General features: G+C 58.6%; 17 protein-coding genes. 9 read left to right on the top strand and 8 right to left on the bottom strand.

Annotated elements, in window-relative coordinates; all coding sequences use genetic code 11:
• Window positions 1-3: 3 nt before the first annotated feature.
• The 7 genes from AT959_RS05110 to AT959_RS05135 all read left to right on the top strand — a co-directional run bounded on the left by AT959_RS05110 (window position 4) and on the right by AT959_RS05135 (window position 8,332).
• Window positions 4-1,608 (top strand): efflux RND transporter periplasmic adaptor subunit, encoded by a 1,605-nt coding sequence (locus AT959_RS05110; RefSeq protein ID WP_066881268.1) that lies wholly within the window; start codon window positions 4-6, stop codon window positions 1,606-1,608.
• Between the two features lie 16 nt (window positions 1,609-1,624).
• Window positions 1,625-4,807: a CusA/CzcA family heavy metal efflux RND transporter gene (locus AT959_RS05115; protein ID WP_066881270.1), complete on the top strand. Its 3,183-nt coding sequence runs from the start codon at window positions 1,625-1,627 to the stop codon at window positions 4,805-4,807.
• An 86-nt stretch (window positions 4,808-4,893) separates the two neighbouring features.
• Window positions 4,894-5,199, top strand: a complete 306-nt coding sequence (locus AT959_RS22090; RefSeq protein WP_083518218.1) for a zinc ribbon domain-containing protein — start codon at window positions 4,894-4,896, stop codon at window positions 5,197-5,199.
• An 18-nt stretch (window positions 5,200-5,217) separates the two neighbouring features.
• Window positions 5,218-5,433 (top strand): hypothetical protein, encoded by a 216-nt coding sequence (locus AT959_RS05120; protein WP_066881272.1) that lies wholly within the window; start codon window positions 5,218-5,220, stop codon window positions 5,431-5,433.
• Complete coding sequence (locus AT959_RS05125; RefSeq protein ID WP_066881275.1) at window positions 5,430-6,374, top strand: cation diffusion facilitator family transporter; 945 nt, start codon at window positions 5,430-5,432, stop codon at window positions 6,372-6,374. Before AT959_RS05120 ends, AT959_RS05125 begins: the two co-directional genes overlap by 4 nt.
• 28 nt (window positions 6,375-6,402) lie before the next feature.
• Complete coding sequence (locus tag AT959_RS05130) at window positions 6,403-6,828, top strand: hypothetical protein (protein ID WP_066881276.1); 426 nt, start codon at window positions 6,403-6,405, stop codon at window positions 6,826-6,828.
• A gap of 427 nt (window positions 6,829-7,255) precedes the next feature.
• Window positions 7,256-8,332: a DNA-binding protein gene (locus tag AT959_RS05135; protein WP_066881278.1), complete on the top strand. Its 1,077-nt coding sequence runs from the start codon at window positions 7,256-7,258 to the stop codon at window positions 8,330-8,332.
• A gap of 249 nt (window positions 8,333-8,581) precedes the next feature.
• On the opposite strand, the gene AT959_RS05140 is transcribed toward AT959_RS05135, so the two are convergent.
• The 4 genes from AT959_RS05140 to AT959_RS05155 all read right to left on the bottom strand — a co-directional run bounded on the left by AT959_RS05140 (window position 8,582) and on the right by AT959_RS05155 (window position 11,753).
• A complete protein-coding gene (locus AT959_RS05140) occupies window positions 8,582-9,118 on the bottom strand; it encodes a hypothetical protein (RefSeq protein WP_066881280.1) in 537 nt (178 codons plus the stop codon).
• Between the two features lie 96 nt (window positions 9,119-9,214).
• Window positions 9,215-10,834, bottom strand: a complete 1,620-nt coding sequence (locus AT959_RS05145) for a replication endonuclease (RefSeq protein ID WP_066881282.1) — start codon at window positions 10,832-10,834, stop codon at window positions 9,215-9,217.
• On the bottom strand, window positions 10,831-11,082 hold the full coding sequence (locus AT959_RS05150) for a hypothetical protein (protein WP_066881284.1): 252 nt from the start codon (window positions 11,080-11,082) through the stop codon (window positions 10,831-10,833). The genes AT959_RS05145 and AT959_RS05150 overlap by 4 nt, the downstream gene beginning before the upstream one ends.
• Window positions 11,079-11,753 carry a hypothetical protein gene (locus AT959_RS05155; protein WP_066881286.1) on the bottom strand — a complete coding sequence of 225 codons (675 nt, stop codon included), beginning with the start codon at window positions 11,751-11,753 and terminating at the stop codon, window positions 11,079-11,081. Before AT959_RS05155 ends, AT959_RS05150 begins: the two co-directional genes overlap by 4 nt.
• Before the next feature lie 153 nt (window positions 11,754-11,906).
• On the opposite strand from AT959_RS05155, the gene AT959_RS21005 reads away from it, so the two are divergent.
• Entirely contained in the window at window positions 11,907-12,260 is a 354-nt protein-coding gene (locus tag AT959_RS21005; protein ID WP_157651211.1) for a hypothetical protein, read from the top strand.
• A gap of 1,126 nt (window positions 12,261-13,386) precedes the next feature.
• Window positions 13,387-15,210, top strand: a complete 1,824-nt coding sequence (locus tag AT959_RS21565; RefSeq protein WP_240481728.1) for a DNA translocase FtsK — start codon at window positions 13,387-13,389, stop codon at window positions 15,208-15,210.
• A 19-nt stretch (window positions 15,211-15,229) separates the two neighbouring features.
• Here AT959_RS21565 and AT959_RS05165 read toward each other — a convergent pair whose 3' ends face one another.
• From AT959_RS05165 to cysT, 4 genes are read right to left on the bottom strand one after another with little or no spacing between them, the layout of a single operon-like run.
• Window positions 15,230-16,168 carry a CysB family HTH-type transcriptional regulator gene (locus AT959_RS05165; protein WP_066881288.1) on the bottom strand — a complete coding sequence of 313 codons (939 nt, stop codon included), beginning with the start codon at window positions 16,166-16,168 and terminating at the stop codon, window positions 15,230-15,232.
• Between the two features lie 24 nt (window positions 16,169-16,192).
• Window positions 16,193-17,263 (bottom strand): sulfate/molybdate ABC transporter ATP-binding protein, encoded by a 1,071-nt coding sequence (locus AT959_RS05170; protein WP_066881293.1) that lies wholly within the window; start codon window positions 17,261-17,263, stop codon window positions 16,193-16,195.
• A complete protein-coding gene (cysW, locus tag AT959_RS05175; RefSeq protein WP_066881295.1) occupies window positions 17,260-18,156 on the bottom strand; it encodes a sulfate ABC transporter permease subunit CysW in 897 nt (298 codons plus the stop codon). Before cysW ends, AT959_RS05170 begins: the two co-directional genes overlap by 4 nt.
• Window position 18,157: 1 nt before the next feature.
• The gene (gene cysT / locus AT959_RS05180; RefSeq protein WP_083518220.1) at window positions 18,158-18,994 is read right to left on the bottom strand and encodes a sulfate ABC transporter permease subunit CysT; all 837 of its coding nucleotides are present in this window, start codon (window positions 18,992-18,994) and stop codon (window positions 18,158-18,160) included.
• Window positions 18,995-19,036 lie beyond the last annotated feature (42 nt).

Consider the following 19,036-nt stretch of genomic DNA (forward strand, 5'->3'; position numbering starts at 1 on the left):
GTCGTGAAAATCAATTTTAACAAGAGCACCTTCAATCTCACCAAAAAACAAGGGACTGCCATTGCTTTAATCCTGGCGACAGGAATTGTTGCTGGCACCTGGATACTGGGAAGCAGTACCTCGAAGCCGGATGGAGAACCGCATGAGCACTCCAGCCACGCTGAAACCAAGGGACATACCGATGTCGAGCATCATGGCAGCAAAGCCGGTGATGGACACGACCATGCCAAGGAACACGCCGATTTGGAGCATCATGAGGATGCACCGAAGTCGGGGCCGCATGGAGGCAGGCTTTTTACCGAGGATGGTTTTGGCTTGGAGTTGCTGCTGTCCGAAGATGGCGGCGAGCCGACTTTCCGTGTCTGGTTGTTCCAGCAAGACAAGCCCCTCGCGCCAAGCGCGGCCAAAGTCTCGATCACGCTGACGCGACCAGGGGGAGAGAAGCAGGAAATTCTCTTTGCCGCCGAGAAGGACTACCTGAAGAGCACAGGTCCGATTGCAGAACCCCACGTATTCGAAGCGGCGATCACGGCGCGTCTGGGCGATACCCCCTTCCTGTTCATCGATACGCGAGAAGAAGGAAAAATCGAACTGACGGACGAGCAAGTCAAGGCTGCCGCCATCGGCATCCAGAAGGCCACGCCAGCCAAAATCAAAACCGCCGCGCAACTACCCGGCGAAATACGCTTCAACGAAGACCGCACCGCGCATGTCGTGCCTCGTCTTGCCGGTGTCGTCGAGAGTGTTCCCGCCAATTTGGGCCAGACGGTCAAGCGCGGCCAGGTTCTGGCAGTAATCGCAAGTACCGGCCTTTCCGAGCAACGTAGCGAACTGCTGGCGGCACAAAGGCGCCTTTCGCTGGCCAAATCGACCTACGAGCGCGAGAAGAAGCTCTGGGAAGAAAAAATTTCTGCTGAACAGGACTACCTACAAGCCCAACAGACTTTAAGGGAGGCTGAAATCGCCGTTGCCAACAGTCAGCAAAAGCTGGTTGCACTCGGAACGAGCGCTACGGTTTCGGGTAGTCTCAATCGCTACGAAATCCGCGCACCTTTCGATGGCATGGTTGTTGAGAAACACATCGCGCTCGGTGAGGCAGTCAAAGAAGATGCCAGTATATTTACGATTTCCGACTTGTCTTCCGTATGGGCCGAGATTGTCGTTCCCGCCAAGGATTTGAACATCATTCGGGTGGGTGAAAAGGTTGTTGTTAAGGCAACTGCCTTCGACTCGAAAGCCGAAGGCAGTATCTCTTACGTGGGGGCATTGCTTGGGCAGGATACGCGCACGGCCAAAGCACGGGTCACCTTGGCCAATCCGAAGATGGCCTGGCGTCCTGGCCTGTTCGTGAATATCGAAGTTGTTTCCGGCGAAGCCGAGGTTCCCGTCAGTGTGCTTACCGAAGCTATCCAAACGATCGGCGACAAGAGCATCGTTTTCATCAAGGTGCCGGACGGCTTCGTTGCGCAACCGGTAGCACTGGGGCGTTCCGATGGGAAATACATCGAAGTGGTGAGTGGAATGAAAGCCGGAACCCCTTACGCAGCCTCGGGCAGCTTCGTCCTGAAGTCGGAACTCGGCAAGGGTAGTGCCGAGCACAGCCACTAAGGCGAGGGAGAACAACATGTTTGAACGCATCATTCGCCTTGCCATTGAGCACCGCTGGCTGGTCTTGCTGGCCGTGCTTGGCATGGCCGGCCTGGGCATCTATAACTACCAGCGCCTGCCGATCGACGCGGTTCCTGATATCACGAATGTCCAGGTGCAGATCAACACGGCTGCACCGGGTTATTCGCCGCTGGAAGTCGAGCAGCGGGTGACTTATCCGGTCGAGACCGTCATGGCCGGTCTGCCACATCTGGAACAGACACGCTCGCTGTCGCGCTACGGTCTGTCTCAAGTTACGGTGATTTTCAAGGATGGAACGGACATCTATTTTGCCCGCCAGCTAGTCAATCAGCGGATTCAGGAAGCCAAGGAAAAACTCCCTGCTGGAATAGCGCCGGCAATGGGGCCGATCTCTACCGGACTGGGAGAGATCTATCTCTGGACGGTTGAAGCAGAAGACGGTGCTAAAAAACCGGATGGCACTCCCTATACGCCGACCGATCTACGCGAGATTCAAGATTGGATCATTAAGCCGCAATTGCGCAACGTGACGGGCGTGACTGAGATTAACTCGATCGGTGGCTTCGCCAAAGAGTATCAGGTCGCACCCAGCCCGGAAAAGCTGGCTTCCTACGGTCTAACACTTCAGGACGTGGTAATCGCCATAGACCGCAACAACAGTAACGTTGGAGCAGGATATATTGAGAAGCGCGGCGAACAGTATCTTATTCGTGCCCCAGGCCAAGTGCGCAGCATAGAGGATATTCGAAACGTCATCCTGGGCAATGTCCAAGGCGTGCCGATCCGTATCCGCGACGTGGCGGAGGTCGGCATCGGTCGTGAGCTACGTACTGGCGCCGCCACCGATAACGGGCGTGAAGTCGTTCTGGGTACAGTGTTCATGTTGATCGGTGAGAACAGTCGTACCGTTTCGCGTGCGGTGGACCAGAAAATGGCCGAAATCAACCGCAATCTGCCAGAAGGAATCAAAGCGGTGACCGTCTATGACCGCACTGTCCTGGTGGACAAAGCGATCAATACCGTAAAGAAGAACCTTCTGGAAGGAGCGATCCTGGTCATCGTCATTCTCTTCCTATTTCTCGGCAACATGCGGGCGGCTGTAATTACCGCCATGGTGATCCCGCTCTCCATGCTTTTCACCTTTTCAGGAATGGTGACCTACCAGATTAGCGCCAATCTGATGAGCCTCGGTGCTCTCGACTTCGGGATCATCATCGATGGTGCCGTCGTCATCGTAGAGAACTGTGTTCGCCGTTTGGCCCATGCCCAGGCGCATCACGGGCGACCATTGACCCGGACCGAGCGTTTTCACGAGGTCTTTGCTGCTTCCAAAGAGGCTCGCCGAGCGCTGCTATTCGGTCAACTCATCATCATGATCGTCTATCTGCCGATCTTCGCGCTCACCGGTGTTGAAGGAAAAATGTTCCACCCCATGGCGTTCACCGTGGTCACCGCGCTCGTAGGTGCCATGATCCTCTCCGTCACTTTCATCCCCGCTGCCGTCGCACTGTTTATTGGTAAAAAAGTGGACGAAAAGGAAAACTTCCTGATGCGGGCAGCCAAGCGCTGGTATGAGCCGGTTCTCGCTGGCGTCATGGCGAACAAACCGGTCGTACTGGTCTTTACGACGGTCGTGGTTCTTCTCTCAGGCTTGGTCGCAACGCGCATGGGGAGCGAATTCGTGCCGAGTTTGAACGAAGGAGACTTCGCGATTCAGGCACTGCGTATTCCTGGAACCAGCCTCTCGCAGTCAGTAGCCATGCAGCAACAGTTGGAACAGCGGCTAAAAGCGGAGCATCCGGAAATCGACAGAATTTTTGCGAGAACAGGAACGGCTGAAATCGCCTCAGATCCGATGCCACCCAATATTTCGGATGGCTACATCATGCTGAAACCTGAAACGGATTGGCCTGAGCCACGGAAATCACGGGACGAACTGCTGGCTGCTATTCAAAAGACCGTTGGAAAAATGCCGGGGAATACCTACGAGTTTTCCCAGCCGATCCAGTTGCGTTTCAATGAGCTGATCTCGGGGGTACGCAGCGATGTCGCCATCAAGATATTCGGTGACGACATGGATGTGATGAACGATACGGCCAGCAAGATTTCTGCTGTATTGGAGAAAATCCCCGGCGCTTCCGAGGTCAAGATCGAGCAGACGACGGGCTTGCCCATGCTGACCGTGAATATCGATCGGGAGAAAACGGCTCGATATGGACTCAATATTGGTGACGTTCAGGATGCAATTTCGACAGCGATTGGTGGTCGAGAGGCTGGAACCATGTTTGAAGGTGACCGCCGCTTCGATATTGTCGTACGTTTGCCGGATAACCTGCGCTCGGATCTCGAATCGCTGAAGCGTTTGCCGATCGCTTTGCCCAAAGTAACGACAGGCAACGGGGGGGATGTACGTACGACTTATATTCCTCTTGGCGAAGTGGCCAGCCTGGAGATCGCTCCTGGACCGAACCAAGTCAGCCGGGAAAACGGTAAGCGTCGCGTGGTCGTCAGTGCGAACGTTCGAGGACGAGATATTGGCTCCTTCGTTGGCGAGGCGCAGACCCGTCTGTCCGAGGTCAAGATTCCGACCGGCTACTGGACAGCGTGGGGAGGCACCTTCGAACAACTGGAGTCGGCCTCCAACCGTCTCAAGATCGTAGTTCCTGTTGCCTTGCTGTTAGTCTTCACGCTGCTGTTCGCCATGTTCGGCAACGTGAAGGATGGGCTACTAGTGTTTACCGGCATTCCGTTCGCGTTGACGGGCGGTGTCGTTGCGCTTTGGCTGAGAGACATTCCGCTCTCGATTTCAGCCGGCATCGGTTTCATCGCCTTGTCCGGCGTGGCGGTGCTGAACGGTCTGGTGATGATTTCCTTCATCCGTAATTTGCGTGAAGAAGGACGTTCCCTTGATGACGCGATTCACGAAGGGGCGCTGACTCGATTGCGTCCTGTACTAATGACGGCATTGGTCGCCTCGCTCGGGTTTGTCCCTATGGCAATAGCAACAGGCACTGGAGCGGAAGTCCAACGCCCGCTTGCTACCGTGGTGATTGGCGGAATCCTGTCATCGACGGCGCTGACGCTTCTCGTGTTGCCGCTGCTATACCGCCTTGCTCACGGCAAAGATGCCGATGAGGAGGACTTCACGAAATCAACAGACCAGCCATCTGAGGCCTAGCGTTTTCCGTTCGTGACCGGGGGCTTAATGCCCGATCGGCATAAGCCGTCGGTCACTCTTTCATCTACTCAACAACGGAGGCTGTTATGGGATTTTTTGAAAAACTATTGCGAGGAGTCGCCGGTTCGCATGGCGGAGATCATCATGGCCGTGATCGGAACAGCGGGCATCATGGCTGGGGAAATAGTTATCCCTCAAATTCAGCGCTCCCCACCAATAGCACTACCGGTGGCCGCCCATGCCCGAAGTGCGGCTCTGCGACCAATCTTGGGGGACGCTACTGCACCCAATGTGGCGCAGCCTTGGTGCCCGGCAATTGTGTGGACTGCAATGCGAACCTCGCCCCGGGCACTAAGTTTTGCCCGAATTGCGGCAAGGCGCAGCAGACCTGACCTTGGTGCCGTCATCTCATGTTTGAACACTTGATCCACAGCCACCTTGAATTTCAGCTCCTCATGCTCACTCTGGGGCTGATGCTGACATTTCTGGCGCTTTACGGATGGGTTTGCTGGTGGGAAGGCAGGCGCGGCAAGGTACAAAAATACTCAAAAAGCCTTCAGCGTCGTCTCCAGACGCCGAAGCAAAAAATTAAGCGATGCAACAACGATAAAGGAGGGGCCGCATGAGTGCGAGCCATGCACACGGAATCCCAAGCACCGACAACGAACGTGCCCTGCGTATTGCCCTGGCACTGACCGGCAGTTTCTTGATTGCCGAAGTCATTGGCGGCGTACTGACCGGCAGCTTAGCTCTCATCTCGGATGCCGCGCACATGTTGACCGATACTGCCGCACTCGCCATCGCATTGGCGGCGATCCGCATTGCCCGGCGCCCGGCCGATCGCCGGCGAACCTATGGCTACCACCGCTTTGAGATTCTGGCGGCCGCCTTCAATGCCTTGCTGCTGTTTGCCGTGGCGCTCTACATCCTGGTTGAGGCTTACCGACGATTCACCTCCCCGCCCGAAATCCATTCGGTTGGGATGCTCGTGGTCGCCAGTATCGGCCTCATCGTCAATCTGATCAGCATCCGCCTACTGAGTGGGGGGCAGTCAGATAGCCTCAACGTGAAGGGCGCTTATCTCGAAGTGTGGAGCGACCTTCTGGGGTCGATCGGCGTGATCGTGGGCGCGGTGGTGATTCAGCTAACCGGCTGGTCTTGGGTAGATCCGCTTGTGGCTGTAGCCATTGGCCTCTGGGTTTTGCCACGCACCTGGATCTTACTGAAGGACAGTCTGAACATCCTGCTCGAAGGCGTGCCCGAGGGCATCGACTTAGGAGATGTAGAGCAGGCCATGCTAGCCGTGCCAGGCGTACTCAGCATCCATGATCTGCATCTGTGGTCGCTAACGACCGGCAAAACCAGCCTGACAGCGCATGTGGTTTACGACCAGACCTACTCCCCCGAGGAAGCTTTGATGCCCGCCTTAGAGACGGTGTTGGCCAACCGCTTCAAGGTGGTCCACACGACGCTGCAGTGCGAAACAAAACCCTGTGCGCACCAACCGGAAGCTTGCACCACCGTCAGTGGCACATCCGAGCACGACGATAAGCCAAATTTTCATTAACCGATTTATCAACCGACATGGAGCTCTCATGAAACCTTCCACGGCACTCTCTGCTTTACTCTTCGCTTGCTTCGTCAATCTGGCATCCGCTGCGGACGACCATAAGGGCCATGCCCACAACGACAAACCGGGCCAGCCCCATAGCCATGACGCCAAGCCGCAGCATGGTGGGGTCGTATCGGTAATCAAGGACATCAACTACGAGCTGGTGGCGAAGGCTGATTCCCTGACGCTCTACGTGAACGATCACGATCAGCCTGTCGATACCCGAAATGCGTCGGCTACCGTAACGCTCCTGTCTGCATCAGACAAGACCGAATCCAACTTGCTGCCAGCCGGAGGTAACCAGTTGCGTGCCCAAGGAGCCTTCAAGATCCAAGCCGGCACAAAGGCTGTCGCCATAGTCAAATTCGGCGACAAGCCCGGCCAGAGCGTCCGTTTCGTCCTGAAATAGGCGAGATGCTCGCCTCACCGCCCATTCGTTCACTGACAGCCCAGGCAAGTGGGCAGTGCAATGCGTGGGCGGTAAGTTCCCACAGATTGTTTTTCGCACGAATACGGAGACGGCTGGCTTCTTCAACGGGGCCCACCTTAGCAAGCTTCGCCGAGGCCTTTCCTCCTACGACCCTTGGTTTCGAGGAATGCGCCGGGACATTGATTCAGGAGTCGCGAGTAATCTGCTCCCCCCAGGAAATTGGACACAGCCGGAAGTAAACCTTCCATTTCGTACCATCCCTACATGGTTTTTCCGCTCCGTCGCTCATCACAACAAATAATCAACCATTATCATGTCTTAGAATTTGTATTTTTGCTGCCTTGAATTTCGTAAAATTAGTATGTAATATCATATTACGTAATACGGTACGAAATTCGAGGATGCCATGGCCAGAGCCGGAATCTACAAATCAGAAGTCGTCAGAGCGCGTAACAACCTGTTGGCGGTGGGGCGCTATCCATCGATCGACGCCATCCGTGGTGAACTGGGCAATACGGGTTCGAAAGGTACGATTCACCGCTATCTAAAGGAAATCGAGGAAGAGGAAGGCGGGAATGCTGGCGCCCAAGTTGCGGTCAGCGAAGCCATCCAAGATCTGGCTGCCAGGCTCGCCGAACGCTTACATGAGGAAGCCGATCAGCGCTTGGCGGCGCTGACCGACAAGCACAAGGCGGAAATTGCGGCGCTAAACGACATCAGCACCGCATTACGTAATGAAGTGGAATCTTTCCGCAGCCAGTCTGAACGCCAGGCCTTGGAGTTGGCGGCAGAGAAAGCAGCCCACACCGAAATCCTGAGTACGCTTCAGGAAGAGAGAATCGTTCAGGCGCAATTGACTCAGCGTATCCAGGACATGGAGGGGCAACAGGCAAAGGATGAAGCGCACCGTGTATCGCTGGAAGAAAAGCACCAGCATGCCAGAGAGGCACTGGAGCATTTCCGCACGGCGGCGAAGGAACAACGGGAGCAGGACCAGCGGCAGTTCGAGCAGCAGATTCAGTTCTTGCAGGGCGAACTGCGTGCAGCCAAGGAAACGGTGAACGCGAAACAGCAGGAACTCATCCATAGCCATCAGGATAATGCCCGTCTTTCCAGCGAGCAGGCCCATCTTCGTAGCGAGTTACATCGTTTGGAATCTGAGATTCGTCCGCTGCGTACAGCCCGGGAACATCTGGCTGTTTCCGAACTGAAGAATCAACAACAGGAAGAGCGTCTGGCCCAGCGTGCCGCACGCATTGATGAATTACTCGTGGAAAACCAAAGCTACGCAGAAAAGTTGCAGGATGCGAATCAAGCCGGGCTCCGCCTGGAGACAGAGTTATCCGCAGCAAAGGCGGTGTTGGCCAGCCATGAACAAATCCTGCAAAGAATCACCATCAGTCAGGCACCAGCAACAAAAGGCAGCGGGCACCGCAAGGAAAGTGCTGAAAACCAAGAGTCGCTTTTTGACCCGGAGAAATAGTCAGGGTAATCAGCCGTCGAAGTAGGTGACACCAGATTCATACGCCAAATCCGTCGGTTAGCGGAGTTTTTCGAGGATTTCACATGAATCCCGGCCGACCCTCCTCATGCGCTTGATCTGCCGATCGCTCGACCCGGCGGAGATGCTCGTGCATGGCCCGAATGTCTGACCGGATGCCGCCATAAACGGCCCCGGCCAGCAGAACCCCGGTAATGACCTACAACAGCAGGCCACCATCAAAGGGCACGATTAGCCCGCGGCAATCACGGCGAGGCGGGCAACCTCAGTGTCAATCGCGGCAATGTCGGTGACGACACAGGCGCGCTGGGCTTGGGTTTCCAGCTTTTTGGCTTGCTGGGCGGAATTGCCGTTTTCCCAGCCGACCATGAGGCCAAGCTGCTCGTCAATGCTGACGATGAGCGCCTGTTGCGAAACCTTCGACTTGTTCAGTCGAACGATCTGCGACTCGGCCCAAGACTTCATGTCGTTGGGCACGGTGGAGGCCAGAAGCTCGCCGGTATTGATCTCGACGGTATAGACGCCGTTACCCTTTTCGGCAGCTTTGGCGGCGAACTTCAGATACGAATCCACATCGCTGAAGGTTTTGATCTTGCCGGAATCGCTGGCCACGTCATAGACGACCGCGCCGACCTGAACAGTACCGACGAAGCGCAGACCCTTGTCGCCCGGCAAGGCGTTGATCTTGAGCACAGCCACCGCGCCCGGCGTGTTGGTCTTTTCGACATTGAACAGACGCGAAATTTCACGAAGCGTTTTGCGAGACATAGTTTTCCCCTTTGGAAAAGTTAATTTATGTGCCCATAAATTAATTTTATGGACTGGCTCGCACACTACACAAAATCCAAATCGCCCACAAGCCCCCTACAAATTCGCCACCGCCAAGGCCGCGAAATCGTGCCCCGTACAGTTATTGACACAAGACCGAGGAACCCCAAAACCCCCTTTTGCCGACGCCCCGGCCCATTCAATGCGCCAAACCTTCTCTGGCAGCAAGGCGCGCCGCGCCCCTTCCGCAATGCCGACAATCCGCGCCGCCGCTTCATCCCCGTAGGCCGTCACCCGGTCAGCCGCCCGATAAATCAGGGAGAAGCCGCCGGCCAGCGCCGCCCGCCAGTATCCGGCAAAGTCGGAATCATCCGCCGCCGAGCGCGCCCGCTCTAACATGCTGCCAACGATCGCTATTGGCCCGCGCATCCGGCGCAAAACCCGCCAGCCCGAAATCGCCGGGCAACCGAAGAACTGGAATTGCCGAATCGACCACTTCGACGCCCACGCATCGACCCGCTTGACGCTGGCGGAAATCTTCTTTTGGCCTTCAGGATCTATATCCCCCTCAAGCCCTTTGCCGTCGATATTCTTGCTCACATACTTGGCCGCATAGGCCGCGCCCTTGGTGCCCGCTTTGGCCGGCAGCCACTTAAACCGATGCTCCGCCGCCCCATCTTCCCAACCCTTTTCGCGCAAGGCGTAACGCTTCATCAAATAGCGCGCCAACCGCAAATCTTCCGCCGGCCCATACACGATCATGTGCCAATGGGGACATCCATCATGGTGCGGCTCGACTGTTCGCAGCCCGAAAACGGCCAGCCCGCGCCGATGCCACGCCGCCCGCGCCCGCGCATACAGTTTCGAGAGGTAAATCTGCCCATCCCTTGGGGTTTTGTCGGTATAGGCCGGATTCGGCACGGCCACCGGCCCGGCCATCTTCATTGCGTGGTATTCGCTGGGCGCGGTCACCGTCCAGAACTCGCAAGCGTCGCCGTTTTCACTAGCAATGGCATCGCAGCCCTTAACCCGCACCATGAGTTCAGCCCGCTTCACTTCGGGATTGGCAATCGAGCCGGCCACCACCTCCGCCAAACTCAACGACTCGCCCGACGCATCGCAGATCACATACGCCGCCTCAATCGACCGCGCATTTCGCCGCCGCTGGGCCAAGCGCATCTCGACGGCATCTTGAGAGGCATACGGCCACAAGCCCCGCTTGACGACGCCCGCCGTGATTGCCGCCGTTTCACAGCGCCGCCCATGCGCCCGGCGCAGACGACGCAGCCACCAACGCGGGCACAGCATCCGGCGAATGGCCGGCATGTCGCCCCCACCATCCGGCGGCAACACGCCCCAGCGCCCGCACAGCCCCTCAAGCAACGCCCGCGACTTGACCACGCCCACCGCACAGACCACGCCGCCAATGGCCGACGCATCCGCCGCCGCCTCTTTCGCCGCCTTCCTCAAATCTTCATCCGACGCCGCCAGCGACAAGCGCCCCGCCGCACTGGCCGTCACCGCCAACACATAGCGGTTTGCGTCCGGCACGGTCAGCCCGCCGCGCCGCTTATGCTCCCGGCGCACAAGGTTTGCCCAGTGCGACGGCAGCAAATCCAGCCGCCCGGCCAACCACTTCTCAGACCGCTTCTTTTCCGCCGCCTCAATCCCCTTCGCAATCGGCGCGAACTCCCGGCACGACATGCGCCGGCTCATTTCAACTTCTCCGCCCAGCCGCTGAAGCGCTTCAGCGCGCTCAACACCCGCCCGCGCAAATCCGCCCGCAGATCGCACCACGCCCGCCCCGCCAAGCGCCCCGCCGATTGCGCCGGCTCCCCAGCCATCGCCAGCAACACCCGGCGGTCACTTGTGGTCGCTTGTTCGTCCCACACCACGCGGAAAGGATCGCGCTCCCCGCCAAGGATCGCCCGGCACTCGACCAGCTTCAGACGGATGGCGCTCATTTGCCGAACCCCTTGCCCGGCGACCATTCCACCGGCCCAGCCACGGCCAGCCCCAGCGCCTCACCATCGCGCACCCCGGCCACCAGCCCGGCGAGGATCGAATCGCAGTAGCCGCACGGGCAAACATCGCCGCCGCACTCGCACGGAATCATGCCGCTATCGTCCGCCTGCTGAATGCATTCATCGACCGTCAGCATGACCACCCTCAAGCAGTCATTGCACAGGCAAGGCATCTTGTCGCCACACCACCCCGCCGGGCTCATTTGCCACCCCGCTCGACGACCGTTTGCGGTGGCGCATCGCCACGAAACCACCACGGCGATAGATTGACGCACGAACCCGCCGGAATGCAGCCCGGCGCATCCATAAACGGCCCCCTCAGTAGTGCAAAGCTCATCAAAGGCCGGCGCATACAACCCGCGCCGATCCGAGAACAGCCCGAAGCCCGGCGCGCAATGCCGCCCGCCATCCGTCGCCAGAATCTCCGCCACAGTCATCGGATCACTATCCGTCACCAGATAGCCGCCGAAATCCTCCGCCAGCCGCGCATACATCGCCTCGTTATGGCGCTCCGCCGCCAAATCACACGCGCTATGCAGCACCGCCCTCAACAAATCACAGGCGACCACATGCCCACGCGCCCGGCGTGAATACTTGGAAATGACAAACATGGTTTAGCCCTCCGACCGGAGAGGCATAGAAAAAACTGATTGGCCCGTTTCAGGCGCGTCAACTACAACTTGACGAACAAGAGCCGTTTCCATTTGACAAGCATCACTTGCCGGCCAGCCGCTCACCCGCCGCCGCGCCTTTCGGATACCGCCATGCAAAACGCCTTGATTGACCAGCTTGTCAAACGATTCCCCAGCGCCGCCCGATGCGCCGCCGCCCTTGGCATCACCCGCCAAGCTATGAATCAATCCATGAACAGAGGAACCCTGTCCAACGCCGCCGCCTTGCGCGCCGCCGCTTTGCTCAACCTCGACCCCGGTCAAGCCCTTCTGATTAACGCCACCTGCAAAGACATTACCGCGCCAGTAATCGACGCCTCCCCTTGCAGCACAAGCAACCCGGCCAATAATGCCCCGGGTAATACAAATTATGCGAACTGGCCGAAGGGTAGCCGCATTTGTGCGCAATGCACTAGCGCGCTATCAGATAAAATCCCATCCTTTTAAGCGCGCGTTTGAAGTGAGCCTTTTTGAGTAGAGCTTACTCTTGCCACCGTAGAGAACAGCAGTGAATCCCAAGCACAAGGCAACTCAGTACCCGGACTCTAGTGAAGAGAGCAATACACCGCTCGACGGTTTGGTAAGCAATCTGAGCAACGGGCTGACCCGGGTTGGGTCAGTCTTCAAGCAATTCTTCAATTCTCAACGACCGACCAGGGAGTTCGAGTCTTCGCTCGAGGGTGACCAGCCAGCCAGTGAGAACTCTAAAGCGGCAGCCGTTGTGCCCCCCCTCGTTACATCACAGTCTGCTCCGCCTACGCCGTCCAAGCGAAACAGCCCGGCAACGGCCGCTGACTTACGCCAACACCTTGCAGATGATCACGCCTGGATTCGTCAGAATTTGGAGCGCCACTATCGCGGACGCCAACTACCGCCTGTAACTGAAAGACGCCCCGATGCCGAACCAATGGACGAGGCAGTAATTCGTGCCCGCCTCCTCAAAATCCACGGGGGCCACCTTCCTGGCAGGGCGGGACGGCAAACAACCAACATCGCTCAGGATGCTTCTCTCTCCGAGCAAGGCATAGCGTCAGCGCAAACAATTCGAATTCAGGCCCTTCGTGCGTTACAACCGGCAATGGCTAGCCCAGCCAAGCCGAGCTCACAGCTCTCATCCGAGTCCCAAGCCGCTCGCTCAGCCGGGACTGCCAAACGGATGCCACCGGTCACGACCTCAAAGCCTCGTGCCAGTCTGGTCAAACCGGTCCCCGCCAATTTGTGCAAACATACGATTCCCAAGGAAACGGGATCGTATGCACCAGAGTTTACGACCGAGAAACTGTCGAAAGCAGATGAAACAACGACTAATTTGTCCTTGCCTGGAGCACCGGTCGAAAATGTTGAAGTAATTGCGCCGGTGCCCGTTCCCCACGCGGTTTCATCAGCGGAGCAGTTTGTCACTCCAGCGCTGAAGGTTGCGGCCCCCATGCTTGTCGAGAACCAAGCATTAGTGGAGAGGAGAACTGCGCCGTCAAGCGATCAACTCTCGCCTACCAAGCGGCAACACAGTCCGCAAGCGCCAAGAAAGCCGATCTCGGCAAGTATTAGCGCCCCTGCTCGACCCAGATCGCCGATGCACGAACCGACAACGCTGCCGGAAGCCGCCTCTTCTGGCAAGGCAACGGGCAGCTCCGCATCAAGCAGCTCAGCACCCTCACCTGCTATTCAGGTCGAAGCAATACCCGCGATCACCTCATTGTCGGCCGAACAGGCGCCTGAAGCTTTTGATGAACAGCCGCTATTAGCGCCGGACATGGTCCAGATCCCGTTTGTCAAACCGCGCATTGTCATCCGGCCGACGATTTCAGTAGGAATGCTCGCTACTGCTTCAGTGCCAGAGTCAGACCTCGGCATCGTTCCAGAAAATGCAAGCCGCGATCTGTTGACCGATGAATTTGCGACATCTGCTGCCTTTGCGCCCCGCAACTGGGCAAACTATGCGCCCCCCCTGACCCTGCTGCAAGCACCGTCCGGGACGGAAACACCAGTTGACCAAGATGCACTGAACCAAAACGGCCGTCTGATCGAAGAACGGTTGGGCGAGTTTCGCGTTAAGGTCGCCGTTCGTGATGCCTGTGCCGGGCCGGTCATCACGCGTTATGAGGTCGAACCGGCCGTCGGCGTACGCGGTGCGCAGGTGGTCAATCTGATGAAGGATCTGGCGCGTGCCTTGAGTGTCACGTCGATTCGTGTGGTCGAGACCATCCCGGGCAAAACCTATATGGGCCTGGAACTACCCAATGTGCAGCGCCAGATGATCCGCCTCTCGGAGGTTCTTTCCTCCGATGTCTTCCAGCATCACGCTTCCAAACTGGCGATGGCACTGGGGAAAGATATCACCGGCGAACCGGTCGTCGCCGACTTGGCCAAGGCGCCGCACATGCTGGTTGCCGGGACGACCGGCTCCGGCAAATCGGTCGGGGTCAATGCGATGATCCTTTCGCTGCTCTACCGTGCGACACCGGATGAAGTTCGTTTCGTGATGATCGACCCGAAAATGCTGGAACTTTCGGTTTATGACGGCATTCCGCACTTGCTGGCGCCGGTCGTCACCGACATGAAACTGGCAGCCAATGCCTTGCACTGGTGTGTGACGGAAATGGAGCGCCGCTACCGCTTGATGAGCATGCTCGGTGTGCGCAACCTTGCGGGCTTCAACCAGAAAATCCGCGAAGCGGAGGATGCCGGTCGCACAATCTATGATCCCGATCCGTTGGTTACGGAAAGTCCGGTACCGCTGACGACATTGCCCTTTATTGTCGTCGTGGTCGATGAGTTTGCCGACCTCATGATGGTCGCCGGCAAGAAAATCGAGGAACTGATCGCTCGCCTTGCGCAGAAAGCCCGCGCGGCCGGCATCCACTTGATTCTCGCCACGCAACGCCCCTCGGTGGATGTCATCACGGGACTGATCAAAGCGAATATTCCGACACGGATTGCCTTCCAGGTCTCCTCCAAGGTCGACAGTCGGACCATCCTCGACCAAATGGGCGCTGAAACCCTGCTTGGTCAAGGGGACATGCTTTACCTGCCGCCGGGTACGGGCTATCCGCAACGGGTGCACGGAGCCTTCGTCGCCGATGACGAGGTGCATGCGCTGGCTGAACACCTGAAACAATACGGCGCTCCCGATTACATCGATGCCGTACTCGGCGCCCCGGATGGCAGCGAAGCGGAAGCTGGCGGTGCCAGCAATGTCGAGGAAAGCGACCCGCTTTACGATCAGGCGGTGGCGATTGTCATCGAGTCACGCCGTGCCTCGATCTCGCTCGTCCAGCGCCATCTTCGCATTGGCTACAACCGCGCCGCCCGCCTGGTCGAGCAAATGGAAGTGGCCGGTCTCGTTAGCCCGATGGAAAGTAACGGTAGCCGAACCGTGCTCGTGCCGAGCCATTGAAGATGTTTTAAAGGCTTCTCTATGCATCCCCCCCATTTTGCGACTTCAGTGCTGACTTGATGCTTTCCTCGCCCACGTCCGGGCAAACCTTTTCGATGAAGGCGTGGGCATAGCTGCGCAAATATGTCCCCCGGCGAACGGCAATGCGCGTGGTATTGGAGGGAAACAGGTCGGGAACCGGGATCAATTCCAGGTTGCGGTCCTGTTCCTTGTCGTAGGCCACTGAAGCGACGACCCCGACGCCCAGGCCGAGGCTGACATAGGTCTTGATCACGTCGGCATCGATGGCCGACAAAACGATATCGGGAACGATGGCCGCCTCGGAAAATGCCTTATCGACATGGGCCCGACCGGTAAAGCCTTCGTGGTACGTGATGATCGGATATTCGGCAAGGATTTCCAGGGTGACCTTTTCGACCGATAGAAGTGGATGCCCCTGCGGCACGATGATCGCGTGGTGCCAGGAATAGAACGGGAAGGAAACCAGCTCCGGCACGCCTTCCAGCGCTTCGGTGGCGATCCCGACGTCGGCCTGGCCGGTTTCGACCAGTTCGGCGATTTCGCGCGGACTGCCCTGCAAGAGCGTGAGATGGACCTTCGGATAATCGGCCTTGAACCACTGGATGATCTTCGGCAGCGCATAGCGGGCCTGGGTGTGCGTCGTGGCGACGACGAAATGGCCGGTTTCACGGCTGGCGAACTGGTCGGCGATGCGGCGCAGGTTCTGGGTGTCGAGCAGGATGCGCTCGACGACGCCGACCAGTTCCTTGCCCGGTTCGGTCAGGCCGAGCAGCCGCTTGCCGCGGCGAACGAAAATTTCGATGCCGAGTTCGTCCTCAAGATCCTTGATGTGTTTGCTGACCCCGGGTTGCGAGGTGTACAGCGCGTTGGCGACTTCGGTCAGGTTGAAATCCTGGCGGACCGTTTCACGGATGATTCTGAGTTGCTGGAAGTTCATGGTGTTCTCTCCATCGCGGCCGTCTTAAGCGGCCAGTCGTTCGTTATTTTGGAAAACCCGGATATTCCTCGGGCGCAGCGACACCTCGTCGCCTTCGCGCAGCCCGAGCACGCTGAGGGTGTCGCGCAGGATTGCCACCTCGAGCAATTCGCCGTTCGGCCGGGCCAGTTCGACCTGGGCCAGCGGACCGATAGCGATGATGCGCAGGATCTTGCCCGGCAAGCCGGTGCCCGGCGCATTCGCCGGCAACAGGTCGAACTCGTGCGGCCGAACGAAACCGACCGCCTGCTCCGTTGCCGCATGCCCTGCACCGACTGCCAGCGCATGCTCGCCGACATGCAGGTGGCCGTCTTCGACGCGGCCATGAAACAGATTGACCGAGCCGAGGAAGCTGGCGACGAAAGGCGTTGCCGGATGGTCGTAAACCTGGTCGGGCGAGCCGATCTGCTCCACCCTGCCCTTGTTCATGACGACGATACTGTCCGAAACCTCGAGCGCTTCCTCCTGGTCATGCGTGACGAAAACGCTGGTGACATGGATCTCGTCATGCAACTGGCGCAACCAGCGGCGCAGTTCTTTGCGGACCTTGGCATCGAGCGCCCCGAACGGCTCGTCGAGCAGCAGCACTTTCGGCTCGACCGCCAGGGCGCGGGCCAGCGCGATCCGCTGGCGCTGGCCGCCGGAGAGCTGGGACGGATAACGGTCGGCTAGCCAGCCGAGTTGCACCAGTTCGAGCAGGCGGCTGACCCGTTTCCGGATTTCGTTCTCGTTCGGGCGATACTTGCGCGGTTTGACGCGCAGGCCGAAGGCGACGTTTTCGAAGACCGTCATGTGACGGAACAGCGCGTAATGCTGGAAGACGAAGCCAACGTTACGCTCGCGGACGTGGCGCCCGGAAGCATCGTCACCCTCGAGCAGGATGCGCCCGGAGTCGGCGAATTCGAGGCCGGCGATGATCCGCAGCAAGGTCGTCTTGCCGCAGCCGGACGGCCCGAGCAGTGCAACCAGTTCGCCGGACGGGATGTCGATGGATACGTCGTCAAGCGCGTGGAAGGCGCCGAAGTGCTTGCTGATGTTACGGATCGCGATGCTCATGATGCGTTCTCCAGGGCCAGGGATTCGGTTTTCTGTTTGTGGGATTGGCGTTCGACCAGCGTCTTCAGGCCCAGCGTGACGATGGCGAGCAGCGCCAGCAGCGAGGCGACGGCGAAGGCCGCGGCGTAGTTGTATTCGTTGTAGAGAATCTCGACATGCAGCGGCATGGTGTTGGTCATGCCGCGGATATGTCCGGAAACCACTGAGACGGCACCAAACTCGCCCATCGCCCGGGCATTGCAGAGAATCACGCCATAGAGCAGGCCCCATTTGATATTGGGCAGCGTCGTGTGCCAGAAGACTTGCCAGCCGCTGGCACCGAGTACGACCGCCGCCTCTTCCTCTTCGGAGCCCTGGGCTTCCATCAGCGGAATCAGTTCGCGGGCGACGAAGGGAAAAGTCACGAAAATGGTGGCCAGCACGATGCCCGGCACGGCGAAGAGGATCTTGATGTCGTGCGCCGCAAACCACTCACCGAACCAGCCCTGGGCCCCGAACAGCAGCACGTAGATCAGCCCGGAAATGACCGGCGAGACCGAGAACGGCAGGTCGATCAGCGTGATCAACAGGCGCTTCCCCGGGAACTCGAACTTGGCGATGGCCCAGGCGGCCGAGACGCCGAAGAAGAGGTTGAGCGGGACCGCGATCGCGGCCGTCAGCAGCGTCAGCCGGATAGCGGCCAGGGCGTCGTGGCTCGACAGCGCGGCGAGATAAGTCCCCCAGCCTTTGCGGAAAGCCTCGACGAAGACGGCGACCAGCGGGAACAGCAGAAAGACGGTGAAAAAGCTCAGCGCGATACCGATCAGCAGCAGCTTGATCCATTGCGGTTCGCGCGTGCTGGGCGTTTCGTAGCGTTCGAGCGCGCCGTGTTGCAGAGCGATAGTGGCCGACATCTCAGGCTCCCTTCGAGTAACGGTTTTGCATCCAGCCCTGCAGGCCATTGATGATCAGCAACAGGACGAAGGAAAAGATCAGCATCACCGAAGCGACCGCGGTGGCGCCGGCATAGTCGTATTGTTCGAGCTTGGTGATGATCATCAGCGGCGTGATCTCGGACACCATCGGCACGTTGCCGGCAATGAAGATGACCGAACCGTACTCGCCGACGGCCCGGGCGAAGGCCATCGCAAAACCGGTCAGCAGCGCCGGCAAAACGTGGGGCAGGATGACCTTGACGAAGGTCTGCCAGCGCGAGGCACCGAGGCCGGCCGCGGCTTCCTCGACTTCCTTTTCTAGGTCGGCCAGCACCGGCTGCACGGTACGCACGACGAACGGCAAGCCGATGAAGATCAGGGCGAGCAGCACGCCGTTCGGGTTGTAGGCGACTTCGATGCCATGCGGCTTGAGCAAGCTGCCGACCGGGCCGTTCTCGGCGTAGATCGTGGCCAGGGCGATGCCGGCGACGGCGGTCGGTAGCGCGAAAGGCAGGTCGACCAAGGCATCGACCAGGCCTTTGCCGGGGAAACGGTAGCGGACCAGCACCCAGGCGAAAATCAGGCCGAAAACGACGTTGACCGCAGCTGCCAGCAGCGACGCCCCGAAACTGAGTTCATAGGAAGCGACGACCCGAGGATTGCTGACCGCGGCCCAGAATGCCTCCCAGCCCATGCCGATGGTCTTGGCGCCGACCGCGCTGAGCGGAATCAGCACGATCAGCGACAGATAGAAAATGGTGTAGCCCAGCGACAGGCCAAAACCTGGCAGCGGACTGAAACGCTTGCGTATTGCCATGATGCCTTCCCTGAATTTTGCTGCGTTGCAGCAGTTGGCGGC

It is taken from the genome of Dechloromonas denitrificans, assembly GCF_001551835.1.
In the GTDB taxonomy this organism is placed as follows: Bacteria; Pseudomonadota; Gammaproteobacteria; order Burkholderiales; family Rhodocyclaceae; genus Azonexus; species Azonexus denitrificans.

Coding starts and splice junctions, on each gene's coding strand:
- AT959_RS05165 (WP_066881288.1), bottom strand. CDS start 16,168: ATGAACTTCCAGCAACTCAGAATCATCCGTGAAACGGTCCGCCAGGAT.
- AT959_RS21565 (WP_240481728.1), top strand. CDS start 13,387: ATGCACGAACCGACAACGCTGCCGGAAGCCGCCTCTTCTGGCAAGGCA.
- AT959_RS05120 (WP_066881272.1), top strand. CDS start 5,218: ATGTTTGAACACTTGATCCACAGCCACCTTGAATTTCAGCTCCTCATG.
- AT959_RS21005 (WP_157651211.1), top strand. CDS start 11,907: ATGCAAAACGCCTTGATTGACCAGCTTGTCAAACGATTCCCCAGCGCC.
- AT959_RS05130 (WP_066881276.1), top strand. CDS start 6,403: ATGAAACCTTCCACGGCACTCTCTGCTTTACTCTTCGCTTGCTTCGTC.
- AT959_RS05145 (WP_066881282.1), bottom strand. CDS start 10,834: ATGAGCCGGCGCATGTCGTGCCGGGAGTTCGCGCCGATTGCGAAGGGG.
- cysT (WP_083518220.1), bottom strand. CDS start 18,994: ATGGCAATACGCAAGCGTTTCAGTCCGCTGCCAGGTTTTGGCCTGTCG.
- AT959_RS05125 (WP_066881275.1), top strand. CDS start 5,430: ATGAGTGCGAGCCATGCACACGGAATCCCAAGCACCGACAACGAACGT.
- AT959_RS05150 (WP_066881284.1), bottom strand. CDS start 11,082: ATGAGCGCCATCCGTCTGAAGCTGGTCGAGTGCCGGGCGATCCTTGGC.
- cysW (WP_066881295.1), bottom strand. CDS start 18,156: ATGTCGGCCACTATCGCTCTGCAACACGGCGCGCTCGAACGCTACGAA.
- AT959_RS22090 (WP_083518218.1), top strand. CDS start 4,894: ATGGGATTTTTTGAAAAACTATTGCGAGGAGTCGCCGGTTCGCATGGC.
- AT959_RS05115 (WP_066881270.1), top strand. CDS start 1,625: ATGTTTGAACGCATCATTCGCCTTGCCATTGAGCACCGCTGGCTGGTC.
- AT959_RS05170 (WP_066881293.1), bottom strand. CDS start 17,263: ATGAGCATCGCGATCCGTAACATCAGCAAGCACTTCGGCGCCTTCCAC.
- AT959_RS05135 (WP_066881278.1), top strand. CDS start 7,256: ATGGCCAGAGCCGGAATCTACAAATCAGAAGTCGTCAGAGCGCGTAAC.
- AT959_RS05155 (WP_066881286.1), bottom strand. CDS start 11,753: ATGTTTGTCATTTCCAAGTATTCACGCCGGGCGCGTGGGCATGTGGTC.
- AT959_RS05140 (WP_066881280.1), bottom strand. CDS start 9,118: ATGTCTCGCAAAACGCTTCGTGAAATTTCGCGTCTGTTCAATGTCGAA.